16 protein-coding genes are annotated in these 14,946 nt (G+C 32.7%); 10 read left to right on the top strand and 6 right to left on the bottom strand.

Translation table 11 applies throughout. The annotated features are described in order from the left end of the window. The first annotated feature begins 446 nt into the window (after positions 1-446). The 4 genes from panB to ABD935_RS09645 are packed head-to-tail and all read left to right on the top strand — an operon-like array spanning position 447 to position 3,810. On the top strand, positions 447-1,265 hold the full coding sequence (gene panB / locus ABD935_RS09660) for a 3-methyl-2-oxobutanoate hydroxymethyltransferase (protein ID WP_345191749.1): 819 nt from the start codon (positions 447-449) through the stop codon (positions 1,263-1,265). A gap of 52 nt (positions 1,266-1,317) precedes the next feature. Then, positions 1,318-1,671 carry a four helix bundle protein gene (locus ABD935_RS09655; protein ID WP_345191747.1) on the top strand — a complete coding sequence of 118 codons (354 nt, stop codon included), beginning with the start codon at positions 1,318-1,320 and terminating at the stop codon, positions 1,669-1,671. A gap of 19 nt (positions 1,672-1,690) precedes the next feature. Continuing rightward, the gene (locus ABD935_RS09650) at positions 1,691-2,389 is read left to right on the top strand and encodes an RluA family pseudouridine synthase (RefSeq protein WP_345191746.1); all 699 of its coding nucleotides are present in this window, start codon (positions 1,691-1,693) and stop codon (positions 2,387-2,389) included. Between the two features lie 41 nt (positions 2,390-2,430). Then, positions 2,431-3,810, top strand: coding sequence for an aldehyde dehydrogenase (locus ABD935_RS09645; protein ID WP_345191745.1), 1,380 nt, complete (start codon positions 2,431-2,433; stop codon positions 3,808-3,810). 114 nt (positions 3,811-3,924) lie between these two features. On the opposite strand, the gene ABD935_RS09640 is transcribed toward ABD935_RS09645, so the two are convergent. The 4 genes from ABD935_RS09640 to ABD935_RS09625 form a co-directional block, all read right to left on the bottom strand. Next, complete coding sequence (locus tag ABD935_RS09640) at positions 3,925-4,725, bottom strand: sensor histidine kinase (protein ID WP_345191743.1); 801 nt, start codon at positions 4,723-4,725, stop codon at positions 3,925-3,927. Between the two features lie 691 nt (positions 4,726-5,416). Next, the gene (locus tag ABD935_RS09635) at positions 5,417-5,935 is read right to left on the bottom strand and encodes a hypothetical protein (protein WP_345191741.1); all 519 of its coding nucleotides are present in this window, start codon (positions 5,933-5,935) and stop codon (positions 5,417-5,419) included. A 100-nt stretch (positions 5,936-6,035) separates the two neighbouring features. Beyond that, positions 6,036-6,662, bottom strand: a complete 627-nt coding sequence (locus ABD935_RS09630) for a CPBP family intramembrane glutamic endopeptidase (RefSeq protein ID WP_345191740.1) — start codon at positions 6,660-6,662, stop codon at positions 6,036-6,038. Next, the gene (locus ABD935_RS09625) at positions 6,663-7,121 is read right to left on the bottom strand and encodes an Lrp/AsnC family transcriptional regulator (protein ID WP_345191738.1); all 459 of its coding nucleotides are present in this window, start codon (positions 7,119-7,121) and stop codon (positions 6,663-6,665) included. It lies immediately after the preceding gene. Between the two features lie 158 nt (positions 7,122-7,279). Between ABD935_RS09625 and ABD935_RS09620 the strand changes: the two genes are divergently transcribed. Next, on the top strand, positions 7,280-8,485 hold the full coding sequence (locus ABD935_RS09620) for an aminotransferase class I/II-fold pyridoxal phosphate-dependent enzyme (protein ID WP_345191736.1): 1,206 nt from the start codon (positions 7,280-7,282) through the stop codon (positions 8,483-8,485). A 53-nt stretch (positions 8,486-8,538) separates the two neighbouring features. Here the strand turns inward: ABD935_RS09620 and ABD935_RS09615 are convergent, their stop codons facing one another. Beyond that, positions 8,539-9,561 (bottom strand): metal-dependent hydrolase, encoded by a 1,023-nt coding sequence (locus ABD935_RS09615; protein WP_345191734.1) that lies wholly within the window; start codon positions 9,559-9,561, stop codon positions 8,539-8,541. A gap of 94 nt (positions 9,562-9,655) precedes the next feature. Here ABD935_RS09615 and ABD935_RS09610 point away from each other — a divergent pair, with 94 nt between their 5' ends. The 5 genes from ABD935_RS09610 to ABD935_RS09590 all read left to right on the top strand — a co-directional run bounded on the left by ABD935_RS09610 (position 9,656) and on the right by ABD935_RS09590 (position 14,238). After that, complete coding sequence (locus tag ABD935_RS09610; protein ID WP_345191733.1) at positions 9,656-11,128, top strand: Na+/H+ antiporter NhaC family protein; 1,473 nt, start codon at positions 9,656-9,658, stop codon at positions 11,126-11,128. Between the two features lie 146 nt (positions 11,129-11,274). After that, a complete protein-coding gene (locus tag ABD935_RS09605) occupies positions 11,275-11,919 on the top strand; it encodes a peroxiredoxin (RefSeq protein ID WP_345191732.1) in 645 nt (214 codons plus the stop codon). A 73-nt stretch (positions 11,920-11,992) separates the two neighbouring features. Further along, positions 11,993-12,307, top strand: coding sequence for a thioredoxin family protein (locus ABD935_RS09600; RefSeq protein ID WP_345191731.1), 315 nt, complete (start codon positions 11,993-11,995; stop codon positions 12,305-12,307). Further along, on the top strand, positions 12,288-12,545 hold the full coding sequence (locus ABD935_RS09595; RefSeq protein ID WP_345191729.1) for a DUF6952 family protein: 258 nt from the start codon (positions 12,288-12,290) through the stop codon (positions 12,543-12,545). Before ABD935_RS09600 ends, ABD935_RS09595 begins: the two co-directional genes overlap by 20 nt. A gap of 238 nt (positions 12,546-12,783) precedes the next feature. After that, complete coding sequence (locus ABD935_RS09590; protein ID WP_345191727.1) at positions 12,784-14,238, top strand: serine hydrolase; 1,455 nt, start codon at positions 12,784-12,786, stop codon at positions 14,236-14,238. Between the two features lie 208 nt (positions 14,239-14,446). On the opposite strand, the gene ABD935_RS09585 is transcribed toward ABD935_RS09590, so the two are convergent. After that, positions 14,447-14,917, bottom strand: a complete 471-nt coding sequence (locus tag ABD935_RS09585; RefSeq protein ID WP_345191726.1) for an ankyrin repeat domain-containing protein — start codon at positions 14,915-14,917, stop codon at positions 14,447-14,449. Positions 14,918-14,946: the final 29 nt, after the last annotated feature.

Here is a 14,946-nt window from a genome sequence, read left to right as displayed (position 1 = left end):
TTCTATAAGTCAATCTTTATGCCAACTCAAAAATGCTGACACAGTGTCATATTTTTAGTTTTCAGTCACAGTCTCAGTTTACAGTCTCACTCATGCGCAATCAAACTTTGGACTTCTGTCATCCGTCTTCTGTCTGTTTTTTCTTTTGGGCGCAACCACAAGGGTCGGGCTTTCTCTACTCGCTCCCTCCTAAAAAAGTCGGGGAGCTCAAACATGCCGTTCAATCCCTTGCGCACCTGTCCGCTAAGTCATGTAAAAAACAAGACACCATTTCTATCCGCAACGCTTTGTGTCTTTACGAGACGTAATACGTCTTCAATTCATGTTAATTCAGAAATTACAAACCAAAACAACTGATAACCAGCATTAAAAGTTGGCCATAAAGAAAACTCAAAAAGTATCTTCTTAATTTAGTATTTTTACACGCAAACAAAACTAAAAGAAACATGTCTGTAGCCAAAAAAGAATATAAACGAGTTACCGTAAAAACATTAGTAGATATGAAAGCCAATGGCGAAAAAATATCTATGCTTACTGCCTATGATTATACTATGGCAAAAATTGTTGATGGTGCTGGGATAGATGTTATTCTTGTGGGTGATTCTGCGAGTAATGTAATGGCTGGACATGAAACCACATTACCAATTACATTAGACCAAATGATTTATCATGCATCTTCGGTAATTCGTGCCATTGATAGATGCTTAGTAGTAGTAGACTTACCTTTTGGAAGTTATCAAAGCGACCCGAAAGAAGCTTTACGTTCTGCAATTAGAATCATGAAAGAAAGTGGCGCACACTCTGTTAAAGTTGAAGGCGGGCGTGAAATTAAGGAATCCATAAAACGTATTTTAAAAGCTGGCATTCCTGTTATGGGGCATTTAGGTTTAACACCCCAATCCATATATAAATTTGGAACTTATACCGTTCGTGCCAAAGAAGAACAAGAAGCAGAAGATTTAATTTTAGATGCCAAAATGCTAGAAAAAGTAGGTTGTTTTGCCATTGTATTAGAAAAAATACCCGCTAAATTAGCTAAACAAGTAGCTGAGAGCGTAAGTATCCCTATCATTGGTATTGGTGCTGGTCCAGATGTAGATGGACAAGTATTGGTTTTACATGATATGCTTGGTATGACACATGAATTCAATCCACGTTTTTTGCGTCGGTACTTGCATTTATATGAAGAAATGACAACTGCCATTTCTCAATATGTAGAAGACGTAAAAACACAAGATTTCCCTAATGAGAGTGAACAATATTAATCTAGACTTCTTAGATTTTTAGAAGATTAGACTCCTTTATACAAAATATTTTATGCACAGATTTAAAGAATTGGAAATTTGGAAACGAAGTAGATTATTTTGTTCAAAAATTTATTCTATCACCTCAAATTTTCCTGATTCTGAAAAATTTGGAATTACAAATCAACTAAGACGGGCTTCTGTATCTATTCCTTCAAATATAGCAGAAGACTCTTCAAGAAGCTCTAATAAAGATTTTTCTAGATTTTTACAAATAACTTTAGGATCTACTTATGAAATTGAAACGCAGCTATTGATATCTAATGATTTAAATTTTATAACCAATTCAGAATTGGAGAATACAATTTCAGAATTACAAGAAATCATTAAAATGATTTCTAAGTTTAAATCGACTCTAAAATTCTAATAATCTAACTAATCTAAGAATGTCTAAAATATTGTCTAACAAATCTAATTTACATGTTTTATTTGAAGACAATCACATCATCATAGTAAACAAACGCGCTGGTGATATTGTTCAAGGCGATAAAACGGGAGACAAACCCCTAAGCGACGTCGTAAAAGAATATATCAAAGACAAATACAAAAAACCAGGTAATGTCTATTTAGGAACCGTTCACAGATTAGATAGACCAACAACTGGTCTTGTTATTTTTGCAAAAACAAGTAAAGTTTTACCTAGGCTAAACAAATTATTCCTTTCAAAAGATATAAAGAAAACATATTGGGCCATTGTAAAAAATGAGCCACCAAAGACAGAAGACACCTTAATTAATTGGTTGAAAAAGAACCCTAAAAATAATAAATCAAAAGCATATTCTAAAGAAGTTTCCGAAAGCAAAAAAGCGATTCTTCATTATAAAGTCATCAAAAAATTAGATAATTATTATGTACTCGAAATCAACTTAGAAACGGGCAGACATCACCAAATACGTGTACAATTATCTAATATAGGATCCCCAATTAAAGGCGATTTAAAATATGGTTTTGATAGAAGTAATAAAGATGCCAGCATCAGTTTACATGCCAGACATATAGAATTTATTCATCCCGTAAAAAAAGAACCCATTTCAGTTGATGCGCCTTTACCAAATGATGCCATTTGGAATGCTTGTTTAGTTTAAATTGGTATAATTTGAATACCTTTAGAAAAAAGCTTTAGTAATTGAATACGATACCTGACATAATTAATAATCAACGCCAATTTTTTAAATCCCAAAAAACAAAAGATATTGCTTATAGATTATCACTTTTAAAAGCCCTAAAAGTCGAAATTATTGCCAATGAACAAGCCGTAATTGATGCTTTAAATAAAGACTTTAAGAAATCTGAATTTGAAACGTACCTAAGTGAATTTGGACTTGTTATTTCTGAATTGAATTTAGCCATAAAAAACCTAAAAAAATGGACTAAGCCAAAACGTGTTACATCTTCATTATTAACGTTTCCATCAAAGGATTACATATATAAAGAGCCTTATGGTTCTGTACTAATAATTGCACCATGGAATTACCCTTTCCTATTAGCTTTAGACCCTTTAATTATGGCAATTGCTGCAGGCAACACTGTAATCTTGAAGCCAAGTGAATTAACAGTGCATACTTCAAAAGTAATTACTCAAATAATAAAAAACGTTTTTCCTGAAAAAATAGCAATTTCTATTGAAGGTGGTCTTGAAACTTCAACTGAATTATTAGCACATAAATGGGATTATATCTTCTTTACTGGAAGTACAAAAGTTGGTAAAATTGTAGCTAAGGCAGCTGCGAAATACTTAACACCTGTTACTTTAGAACTAGGTGGGAAATCGCCTTGTATTATTGATGATTCGGTGAATTTAAAACTGGTAGCCAGACGATTGGTTTGGGGGAAATTTTTAAATGGTGGGCAAACCTGTATTGCACCAGATTATGTTATTACTAAATCTAATATTAAACAGGAACTTATTGATGCTTTAAAAACTGAAATTATTAAACGATACGGCAATAATCCAAAAGAATCAGCAGACTTTCCAAGAATTATAAATGAGAAAAATACATCAAGACTTTCTGAATTATTGAAAGATTCAAATATCGTTTTTGGTGGTGACATTGATGTAAATAATTGTTATATATCCCCTACTTTAGTTGATGAACCTAGTTTAGAAAGCAAATTAATGCAAGAAGAAATATGCGGTCCTATTTTACCAATATTGACTTTCGAAACTGAAGAAGATATTGAAAAAATCATTTGGAATTTAGAAAAACCATTATCGCTTTATGTCTTTTCAAAAAACACATCATTTATTGAAGAAACCATTAAAAAATACAGTTTTGGTGGTGGTGTAATTAATGATTTACTGATTCATTTTGGAAATCACAAATTACCTTTTGGGGGTGTTGGTGCCAGTGGTATGGGAAATTACCACGGCAAACATGGTTTTGATTCATTCTCGAACACAAAGTCCATTATAAAACGTGGCAATTGGCTTGACCCTTCGTTTAGATATCCGCCTTACAAAGGGAAAATGAAGTTATTAAAAAGGGGTTTTAAGTATTTTGGATAGAGTATACTTGTCTTGTCGAAATGAGGTACGATTGAGACATCTCATCATTAAAACTAAACATGTCAAATACTGATGCGATTTCTCCTAGAGTCGAAATGACAAATCATGTAAAAATCAAGTTAAAGGATAATCTAATACAAGTTCAACACCTTCACTTGGTTTAGAAGATAAATCTAAAGTCGCGTTAATTAAAGCAGCTCTACTCTTCATGTTAATTAAACCTGAGCCTTTTTCCACTTCATTGACATCAAAACCTTTACCATCATCCTTGGCTGTTATAATTAATTTTTCTGGTTGGTAATCTAAAGTAATATTCAAGTTTTTAGCTTCGGAATATTTAACCGAATTAGAAAGAAATTCTTGAATAATCCTAAAAACAATAATCTCATGCTTTCTATTAGAAAATTCAACCTGATCTCCTATTATTTTTAATTCGGCCGAAGTAAATTTCATCTTCTTTAAACGATTCAACTCATTGGTAATTGACTTTTCAAAACCAATATTTAAAACCACTTCATTGTTTAAGGTTTTTGAAAGTGCCCGAACTTCAGACAAACTTTCCTTAAGCGCATCAGAGGTGTCTTTAAACTTTTCCTTAACATCATCTTCAACCTGCATTTTTAAAATACTCAATTGCATACTAGCAAAAGACAATAACTGCCCCACATTATCATGCAACTCCCAACCAATATTTTTTAGCGTTTGTTCTTGGGTTTCGGTTTGAGCTTGAGCAATTTCTGCTTCAAAAGCTTGTTGCTGTTTTATTCTATCTTCGAGTAATTTGTTTTTTCGTTTTAAAAACACAACAAAAAACACAATAACCAAAGTGGTTACAATAACCAAAACGGCTATCATATACACTAATAAATAACGTTCAGAAGCTGTACTAGCTAATCGTTCTGTGGTCTGCACCATATTAAAGCAAATGTAAAGGTTGAATACATTATTATGTTAGCTAATAAATAAATAAAATACCTTAATTGAATATAATTAATATCTCTATTAAGCAAATAAATATCAAAAAAAACAATAGGTGTTATAATTAACCACCAAATAAAAATGGCAAAACTGATATAAAAATTCAATGATTTATAAAAAATTAATATTTTATTACTTTGTAAAACTTCAATAAAATAAAATACTGTGCACATAAATATGATAAAAGCACCAAAAATACTTATGGCTGGGAAATATCTTATAAAATATTCGTCCCAATTTAAAAGAATATAAACAAAAGAAAAAACAAAGAAAATAAAACCAATAAATTTAATAATTATTTTAAATTTTTTATTGCTTAATATTTTATTATAATAGTAAGCAAAAAATAAAATGGCACCTATTTTCCAAAACAAAGTTGACCACCAATAGTTTTTCTCGAATACTGTTCCTTCTAAAAAATTAAAAAAACCATCATTTTTTACATACTTGGTGTAAGTATTACCAAAATCGCCTAGAGAAAGATATATTAAAAAAAATATAAAATACTTTGCATTAGTATGTTTATATTTTTTAAAAAGTACAATCCCAGTTATAGCTGCCATGAATTCAACAACTCTAGTTATTTCAGTTCTATGTTCAAATAAGAATTCTTCCAAAAAATGTATTACTATTGTGGATAGTTTCCATCACCTCCGCCTCCATTATTCAAGGGCGGTGCAGGAATATCAGTATCTTTTGGTGGCAAAAATACATTTAAACTACTAGCTTTAGAATTATTTTTAGGCCCAGTTGGCACAATAAACATCGTATTTCTATTCTTTTTAATTGGGTTTGAATTTTTACCATAGTTACCTAAATACACGCGAATCCCAGTCATATTATACCCTAAAGTATCTGATTTGGCTTTAGCGTAAGCTAAATAGTCATTAACATCCTTTAGAGACCACCATACAGAACGTATTTTTTTTCTTGAGCCTTCAATTTCAATAGTAGAATCTATTTCAGTAACGTTATTATTTTCCCAATTTTTACTCAATATTTTGGCTTCAACAACAGATATGGTGTCTTTAGGCACCGCTTTCTCTATATCCATAGTGTACATATCGTCACTTGGTCGGGGACAAAAATAATACGTTAATACAGCTCCAATAATGAATCCTAAAATAATAGGTCCTAATTTTTTCATGTTTTAATTTGATTTTTGGTTAATAATAGCTGCTCTAAAATAGTAAAAAGATTTTATCCTCGTAAGATTATATAACTTTAAATTAAAATTCATCGATAAGTCATGTAGGAAAACCGAGCATGACTCCCATGCCAACCGTAAATAACCAACACCCATAAATAGCGTGTTCTATGGATACCAAAAGGGTGGATTGTGTTTTATTATAAGTGAAAGCGAATAATAATCCACCTAAAAATGTTAATATAATGACTAAACTATTTTTAAAAAACAGGTGTCCTAAAGCAAATACAATAGCATTTAAAAAAACTAGAAACCCTTTGTTTTTAAAGAGGTTATGATACCGTTTAAAATAAAATGTTCTAAAAATTAATTCTTGAGGATAGACTGAAAAGAGACTATATAGAAATAATATAAAAACCCAAAGTTTGGGTTTATTTAACAGTACATTAAAAAGTGTCTCTTTATCTGTTATCCAAACAAAAAGGGTTGTAAGAATTACAATTACAACACCTTTTACAAATGTTTCTTTCCAGAATAGTTTCCAATTTAAATTGGGGGCTATTTTTAATTTTTCATTTTCTACTTTTAGTAAAACATATACAACATATAAAAACCCAATACCACCTATAACTAATTTTATCCATGGTGAAAAGTTTAAAGCAAAACTGACCGGCACTAAAATAAAAATAATAAAAAACTCTAAACTTTTATATCGGATTGAATTCATTTAAAAACTAATTGCTGTAGTATGTTTCACTTCATTTATAACAAACATGCTGTGTGTGCTTCCAATATGATTAATGGTTGTCAGTTTTTTTACCATAAACGCTCTAAAAGCTACCATATCTTTTACTAATACCTTTAACAGATAGTCGTAATCGCCACTAATATGATAACATTCTAGCACTTCATTTAATCTTTTAACTTCTTTTTCAAAACTAACTACATAATCTTGGCTATGCTGCACCAATTTTATATGGCAAAAAACTATAAAATTTTTATCAATTTTTTCTTTGTTTACTAAGGCAATATATCCGTTTATAAAACCTTCTTTTTCTAATTTTTTAATACGTTCATATACTGCAGTTACTGAAAGTCCTAATTTATTTGAAAGTTCTTTATTGGTTTGTTTGCTATCCTTCTGAAGATACTCAAGTAGTTTTTTGTCTGTTGCATCAAATACCATAGTTGAAAATTTTTCGTTGAAACGCCTGTTATCGATAAAAATAACATATAATAATCTAATGATTTAATAAATAGCAGTTTTATTTTCATATTATGAATAATATCATTGTTTTATAATCTAATTATTTTAAATTTTGTTATAATAAAAACAAAAAGACCATGGCTTTTAAACCTGCAAATAATATTCAAGATTTACAATATTTTGGTGAATTCGGAGGTGTTAATCCTTCTATTTCAGATTCATCAACTTACACTTTTTTATCAGCAAAAACCATGTTTGATACTTTTGAGGGCAATGCAGATGGGTGTTATTTATATTCCCGACACTCCTCACCATCAAACTTATATTTGGGAGAAGCTTTAGCCGCTATGGAAGGTACGGAAACCGCCAATGTATCGGCTTCTGGAATGGGTTCTATAACTCCCGTTATACTTCAATTATGTAGTGCTGGCGATCATATTGTTTCCAGTAGAACTATTTATGGGGGCACTTATGCCTTTCTAAAAAATTTCGCACCTAGATTCAATATTGAAACAAGTTTTGTTGATGTTACAAAACTAGATGCGGTTGAAGCTGCTATTGCAAAAAACACAAAGGTGCTTTATTGTGAGTCTGTAAGCAACCCACTTTTAGAAGTTGCGGATATAAAAGGCTTAGCCCTTATTGCAAAAAGATATGGTTTAAAACTGGTCGTTGACAACACATTTTCTCCGTTATCAATATCTCCTGTTGTTTTAGGAGCTGACATTGTTATACACAGCTTAACTAAGTTCATCAATGGCTCTAGCGACACTGTTGGCGGTGTAGTTTGTGGCGCTCAGGAATTTATAGATGATTTGCGAAATATAAATGATGGCGCCTCTATGTTATTAGGTTCTACTATGGACAGTTTACGAGCGGCTTCTATTTTAAAAAACCTAAGAACGCTTCATATTAGAATGCAGCAACATAGTAAAAATGGTATGTTTTTAGCAAAAAAGTTTGAAGCCGCTGGTTTAAAAACGGTTTACCCTGGTTTGAAATCACATCCATCTCACGAGTTATTCAAGAGTATGATGAATACACAATATGGGTTTGGCGGAATGCTAACTATTGATGTTGGTTCTCTAGATAAAGCTAATGAACTTATGGAACTCATGCAGCACAGAAACTTAGGATATTTGGCAGTAAGTCTTGGTTTTTACAAAACTTTGTTTAGTGCTCCGGGAAGTTCAACATCATCAGAAATCCCAGAAAACGAACAAAAGGAAATGGGGCTAAGCGATGGTTTAATTCGTTTTTCTATTGGACTAGATGCCGATATTGAACGGACTTATGACATGATGAAAACTTGTATGGTGGAAATAAATATTTTAGAAGCTTAAACACACCAAATTATATGGAGCTGACATTTTTAAGCTAAACTTAAGAAAGGCTTTTATTTTCCTTTAAGACGAATCCACAAGGCACTTAAAGCATCAGATATATTGTCTTCACTACGCTTAAAAGGTTTCATATTTATTTGATTGTTTTCTTCATAAAGTAGAAACTTAAAAACTGAAGATTTAGAGTTTTCTTCATTGGTCAACGGATATCGTAAATCATTATATTGATATTCATTATCTCCAATTTTATAAATACTATAATAGTCGTTGCTAAACCAAGCCAAATCTTTTATTCGGGGATACTTTTCTGCTGTTAATGCCTTTTCTTTAGGTAATGCTTTAAAATCTATAAATTGGCTTTTTTTGTCTAACAAAGAATAATAAGCAACATAGTATAACGAGTCTGATTCGGCTACGCCATACCATAATACATTATTAAAAATGGTTGGTTGGGTATAGTATCTTTTAAAATCCAATGCTTTGCTAATTAAGGATTCTTTAAATACCGAATCCATGTACACTTTATTCCCGAAAGTAAAAAGCATATAGAAAGAACTTATTCCTAGTCCAAACTTCAACCAAAAACGCCTATTAAAAGATGTTCTTTTGAAAAACATCAAAACAATCATACAAATTAGAAATGGCAAAGTATAAATAGGGTCTACCACGGCAATATTATTAAACGCCACTCTGTAATTACTAAAGGGCGCAAATAATTGTGTGCCATAGGGCGTAAAACAATCTAGAATTGGATGCGTGAATAGCGACCAGAAAAATAAATTAATCCAATCGTTTTGAGTGGTAGTATGCAATCGTTTTCCTGAGTTGTATAATTTATGGACCAACCACCCTAGAAAAAATGCTGCCAAAACGGAAAACAAGATGGAGTGCATAAACCCTCTATGGAATAACATAGCGTCAATCTCATTACCATAAAGCCAATTTCCAACAAAAACGTCTAAATCTGGAATTGTACCGCCAATGGCGCCAAATAACAAAGCTTTGTTACCAATTTTTTTTCCAAGTACCGCTTCTCCACAAGCAGCACCTAATACAATTTGGGTTAACGAATCCATTTACTTCTAAATAATGAAACACAAAAGTACTGAACTATTTCTATTTGCATACCATCAACGAAAATCGTAACATTACGTGACTAAATTTTTCTAAATGCAAGACAAAAAGCATATTTCGGAGTTCAAGGCTGATAATCAAAATATTATTGAAAACAAAGCATTGAACTTCATGGAAGCTATGATTCCAGTTGTTATATTAATGGGTCTGTTAGCGTATAATATATTCTTTGTTGAAGGTCAAGAATGGCTAGGAACCTATACCAATCAAATCATTTTACTTCTAGGTGGTGGTGTAGCAGCAATTGTTGGTTTTTTTAATAAGGTTTCCATAAACTTAATGCTATCTGAAATATGGGAAAATCTAAAGAGTGTTTTTATCCCAGTAATGATCCTATTTTTAGTAGGCGCATTGGCTGGCACATGGTTGGTTAGTGGTGTAATACCTGCTATGGTGTATTATGGTTTACAGGTTTTAAGTCCAGAAATATTTTTACCTGCATCGGTAATAATTTCTGCTGTAATCTCTATTGCTACAGGTAGTTCATGGACCACTTCTGCAACGGTTGGAATCGCACTTGTTGGTATTGGTACTGCATTAGGGATAAACCCAGGAATGATTGCTGGTGCCGTTATTTCCGGCGCCTATTTTGGAGATAAAATGTCGCCGTTAAGCGATACCACAAACTTGGCTCCTGCTATGGCTGGAACCGATTTGTTTACACATATTAGATATATGAGCTTAACAACAGTGCCAACTATAATGGTAACACTAATTATTTTTAGCATTTTAAGTTTTACTATTACAACTTCTGGTAGTGCAGATGTGAGTAATTTATTAGAGACTATATATGTAACTTTTAATATTTCGCCATGGCTATTTCTAGTTCCGTTGGCTGTCATCGGATTAATACTTTTAAAAACAAAACCATTAATAGCCTTAGGTGCAGGCATTTTATTAGCAGCAGTATTTGCTTTTATTTTTCAACCAGAGCTTTTAAATAGTTTAGGAGATTCAAAATTATCATCTATAATTACTTCCATTTTTACAGACACACAAATAACTACAGAAAACGAGAAACTAAACGACCTCTTTTCTGCGGGCGGCATGAAAGGCATGCTTTGGACAATCTACCTTATTCTTTGCGCTATGGTATTCGGCGGTATTATGGATGGCATTGGAGCGCTTTCTAGAATAACGAACGCTTTATTATCTGTGGCCACAACTGTTTTTGGATTATTTGCAAGCACCGTAATTAGTTGTTTAGGCTTAAACACGATTGCATCAGACCAATATTTAGCCATTGTTATCCCTGGTAAAATGTTCAAAAAAGCTTTTGAAGATAAAGGTTTAGCACCCGAAAATTTAAGTAGAACTTTAGAGGATTCTGGCACAGTAACTTCAGTGTTAATTCCTTGGAATACCTGCGGTGCTTACCAATCTGGTGTTTTGGGTGTAGATGTAAGTCAGTATTTTGTGTATGCAATCTTCAACTGGTTAAGCCCATTTACAACATTACTATTTGCTGCATTTTCAATTAAAATAAAACAATTAAATTCTTCAAAATAACCAGCTAATCGTCTCATTTTCAACAAGCATAAATAATTACTATTAATCAATAAGTATTTAAAATTTTATGAGGTTTCATCTTCTTTAGTTTAAGCTATTTTTGCATACAGAAAACGAATCATTAATTATAAAATTTAAAATACAAAATGGCATTAGTAGGAAAAAAATTCCCAAGCTTAAACGTTGACGCAATGAACGAGATGGGCGATACTTTTAAAGTAAACGTTCTAGAAGAAGCGGTTAACAACAAGAAAAAAGTAGTATTGTTTTGGTATCCAAAAGATTTTACTTTTGTATGTCCAACAGAATTACATGCATTTCAAGCTGCTTTAGGTGAATTTGAAAAAAGAAATACAATCGTTATTGGCGCATCTTGTGATACACCTGAAGTTCACTTTGCATGGCTAAGCACAGCAAAAAACAATGGTGGTATTGAAGGCGTAACTTACCCGCTTTTAGCTGATAGTAACAGAAACCTATCTAGTGTTTTAGGCATTTTAGATATCACTAACGAAACTTACGATGAAGAAACTGGAACTGTTCAAGTTGAAGGTGATAACGTAACATACAGAGCCACTTACATTATTGATGAAGATGGTGTTGTACAACACGAAAGCATAAACAATATGCCTTTAGGTAGAAACGTAAATGAATACATTCGTTTAGTAGATGCCTTAACACACGTTCAAGAAAAAGGAGAAGTTTGTCCAGCAAACTGGGAAGAAGGCAAAAATGCGATGAAGGAAAACAGAGATGGTGTTGCTGAATACTTAACGGCCCATGTGAACTAAAAAATTCCAAAAAGTTTAAATTCCAAAACCCTCTCATTGAATTTAGAATTTGGACATTGAAAATTAAAGTATTATGGTAAAAGAATTGGAACAAGATAATTTACAAGACCTTGTAGCAGAAAATGACACAGTTGTAGTACAGTATTCAGCTACTTGGTGTGGAAATTGCCGAATCATGAAACCAAAAGTAAAGAAACTAGCCTCAGAGTTGGAAGGTGTTACTTTTGTTATCGCTGACGCGGAAAAGTTTCCAGAAAGTAGAAAGTTAGCAACTGTTGATAATTTACCAACGTTTGCAACTTTTAAAAACGGAGCGTTTGTAAATCAAGTGCAAACGAACAAATTTGATGTTTTAAAAGATTTAGTAAATGAAGTTACCAGTAATTAAGCATCTTACACAGTTTATTGAAGAAAACGACGAAGATTTTGTTGTTGAAACCATTGAAACGCTTGAAGCCCTAACAGAAGTTCCATCTTTAAAAGATGAAGAATTAGATGTTATTGGCGAATTGATTTCTAACATGTATGGCGCTATTGAAGTTCATAAAATGACGAAATCTGGAACACCTAAAAAAGAAGCTCTAAATAATTTTATGTGCCGTGTTATGGGTTCCATTGACAAATAATTGAAAAAGGAAAATTAGTTGTATTACAAAACCATTTTGCGAAAGCAGGGTGGTTTTTTTGTTTAAATTGAAATTTGGGTTTGTAGAAAAAATCGGCTACCTTCGTTTACAGGTGCTGTCCCGATAACTATCGGGATTGTTTCAGTAACGTCGGGTATTAAATATTAAAACAATTTGATATCTGCCTTAGTTAACTTGCATTTCGAAAATCATTACTAACCAATAAAATAGTTGTATCATGTTAAAGCACTCAGTAATACTTTTGGTCCTTCTGCTTGGTTTTAGCCAAACTTGTCACGCTCAAAAACCTGAAATACCTGATGATGTAAAAGAAAATATTGTTAAACGTGTTGAAAAAGGAAGCAATACTGGAATTGTGGTAGGTATGGTCAATTCACATGGTACTACCTTTTACAGCTATGGTGTAAAATCCTCGGAAACAAAAGAGCCTGTAGATGAATATACTACTTTCGAAATTGGCTCTATTTCAAAAGCCTTTACGGGTATTTTACTTGCTGACATGGTTGTAAAAGGAGAAGTAAGTATGGAAACTCCTTTGCAAAAACTATTACCCGATGGTATTACTTCTCCAACTCGAAATGGGGATACCATAAGACTGGTTCACTTGGCCAATCACACCTCTTCATTACCTCGTATGCCAGATAATATGAATAATGAAAATCCGGCTAATCCGTATTTTGGTTACACTGAAAAGCATTTATATGATTTTCTGGACGGGTATGAACTGACTCGGGATATTGGTTCGAAACAAGAATACTCTAATTATGCGATGGGATTATTAGGTGAAGTTTTAGCCGCAAAGTGTAATTCAACTTATGAGGAATTAATGGTGCAAAGGATTGCAAAACCGTTAAATATGAAAAATACACGAATTACTTTTACACCAAATATGTATCAAAACCTTGCAATGGGTCACAGTTTGGGATTGGAAGTTGAAAACTGGGACTTGGGCGCGCTGGGTGCCGGTGGTGCCATTCGTTCGACAGCCACTGACATGCTTAAGTTTATTGCCGCCAATATGGGAATTGAAAAAAGTAAACTTCTCCCTGCCATGCAATTGTCTTATACAAAATCAAGTGAGCAAATAAATGGTTCAGTTGGGTTGGGATGGCATACCAGGCAAGTAGCAGATATGGAACTAGTTTGGCATAATGGAGGCACAGGTGGTTACAGATCTTTTTCTGGCTTTATAAATGGAGGCGACCTGGGTGTAGTGATTCTTTCCAATTCCAATTTTGGAGTAGACAATATTGGATTCCATCTCTTAAATGCCAAATTGAAATTAAAAAATATTAAACCGTCAATTGGCAATAAACTTAACCAAATCTTTGCTCAGGATGGTATTAATAAAGCCGTTAAATCATACTGGAACCTGAAAAAAAATCATCAGGATGAATTCAATTTTAAGGAGTCAGAACTCGACAAATTAGGCGCGCATTTCTATATACAAGGTCAAATTAAAGAAGCACGGGCAATTTTTTGGCTTAATGTAAAAGCATTTCCTGATTCATGGCGTGTTTATGATAATTACGCTTTTGTATTGATGGAAAGCAACAAAAAGAGGAAAGCAATTACCAATTACAAGAAGCTACTTGATTTAAATCCAGATTATGAATATGGGATTGAAATGCTAAAAAAACTAGGCGTAGATATTGAAAACATAAAAAAGTAAGAAGTTAAAGCTAATAAAAACGACATGTTTATCGAGTTGACGGCTCTGCCAGAAACTGACAGAGTGAGGCTCTCACACCACCGAGCGTACGGATTTCGTACTCGGCTCATTAATCATCAAAACCGTCGCTCTTTGTACCGACCATAACTGTTCCCTACTATATAAATGGGCTAAGTAGAGACTTTCCTTTTAATTCCGATAAAAAATTCTATTTCAAAAGTTCTACAATAGCTTCAAACTCTTTTTCCACTGCATAATCCAAAGCTGTTTTTCCTTCATTATCCTTAAGAGAAATACCAACTTTATTCTTAACCAATAATTCCACCATTTTAGTTTGATTATACATAGCTGCAAAAATCAGCGGTGTTATCCCAAGATTATTTTGAGCATTCACATCCGCCCCCTTTTTTATTAAAATAGAAGCCAAATCTGTATTTCCTTTAAAAGCAACACCAATAAGTGCGGTATTTCCAGAACCATCTGCTGCATCTACTTTAGCATTAAAATCTAAGAGTGTTTCAACAATATCTTTTTTATCAAAATAAGAGGCAAAAATCAAAGGTGTAAATCCTCTGGCATCTTTAGTGCTTACTAAATTTGGGTGTAATTTCAATAGTACTTCAACACGGTCTTTTTCACCAGACTGAATAGCCCCAAAGAAAAAATTAATATCATTCATAAATCTTATAATTTTCAAAAAAAAGTGGA

This window comes from Algibacter agarivorans (genome assembly GCF_039543245.1).
In the GTDB taxonomy this organism is placed as follows: domain Bacteria; phylum Bacteroidota; class Bacteroidia; order Flavobacteriales; family Flavobacteriaceae; genus Algibacter_G; species Algibacter_G agarivorans.
This window is presented reverse-complemented; position numbering and strand designations above follow the sequence as displayed.

Coding starts and splice junctions, on each gene's coding strand:
- panB (WP_345191749.1), top strand. CDS start 447: ATGTCTGTAGCCAAAAAAGAATATAAACGAGTTACCGTAAAAACATTA.
- ABD935_RS09595 (WP_345191729.1), top strand. CDS start 12,288: ATGAAGTTACCAGTAATTAAGCATCTTACACAGTTTATTGAAGAAAAC.
- ABD935_RS09600 (WP_345191731.1), top strand. CDS start 11,993: ATGGTAAAAGAATTGGAACAAGATAATTTACAAGACCTTGTAGCAGAA.
- ABD935_RS09610 (WP_345191733.1), top strand. CDS start 9,656: ATGCAAGACAAAAAGCATATTTCGGAGTTCAAGGCTGATAATCAAAAT.
- ABD935_RS09630 (WP_345191740.1), bottom strand. CDS start 6,662: ATGAATTCAATCCGATATAAAAGTTTAGAGTTTTTTATTATTTTTATT.
- ABD935_RS09640 (WP_345191743.1), bottom strand. CDS start 4,725: ATGGTGCAGACCACAGAACGATTAGCTAGTACAGCTTCTGAACGTTAT.
- ABD935_RS09615 (WP_345191734.1), bottom strand. CDS start 9,561: ATGGATTCGTTAACCCAAATTGTATTAGGTGCTGCTTGTGGAGAAGCG.
- ABD935_RS09625 (WP_345191738.1), bottom strand. CDS start 7,121: ATGGTATTTGATGCAACAGACAAAAAACTACTTGAGTATCTTCAGAAG.
- ABD935_RS09605 (WP_345191732.1), top strand. CDS start 11,275: ATGGCATTAGTAGGAAAAAAATTCCCAAGCTTAAACGTTGACGCAATG.
- ABD935_RS09585 (WP_345191726.1), bottom strand. CDS start 14,917: ATGAATGATATTAATTTTTTCTTTGGGGCTATTCAGTCTGGTGAAAAA.
- ABD935_RS09620 (WP_345191736.1), top strand. CDS start 7,280: ATGGCTTTTAAACCTGCAAATAATATTCAAGATTTACAATATTTTGGT.
- ABD935_RS09655 (WP_345191747.1), top strand. CDS start 1,318: ATGCACAGATTTAAAGAATTGGAAATTTGGAAACGAAGTAGATTATTT.
- ABD935_RS09650 (WP_345191746.1), top strand. CDS start 1,691: ATGTCTAAAATATTGTCTAACAAATCTAATTTACATGTTTTATTTGAA.
- ABD935_RS09635 (WP_345191741.1), bottom strand. CDS start 5,935: ATGAAAAAATTAGGACCTATTATTTTAGGATTCATTATTGGAGCTGTA.
- ABD935_RS09590 (WP_345191727.1), top strand. CDS start 12,784: ATGTTAAAGCACTCAGTAATACTTTTGGTCCTTCTGCTTGGTTTTAGC.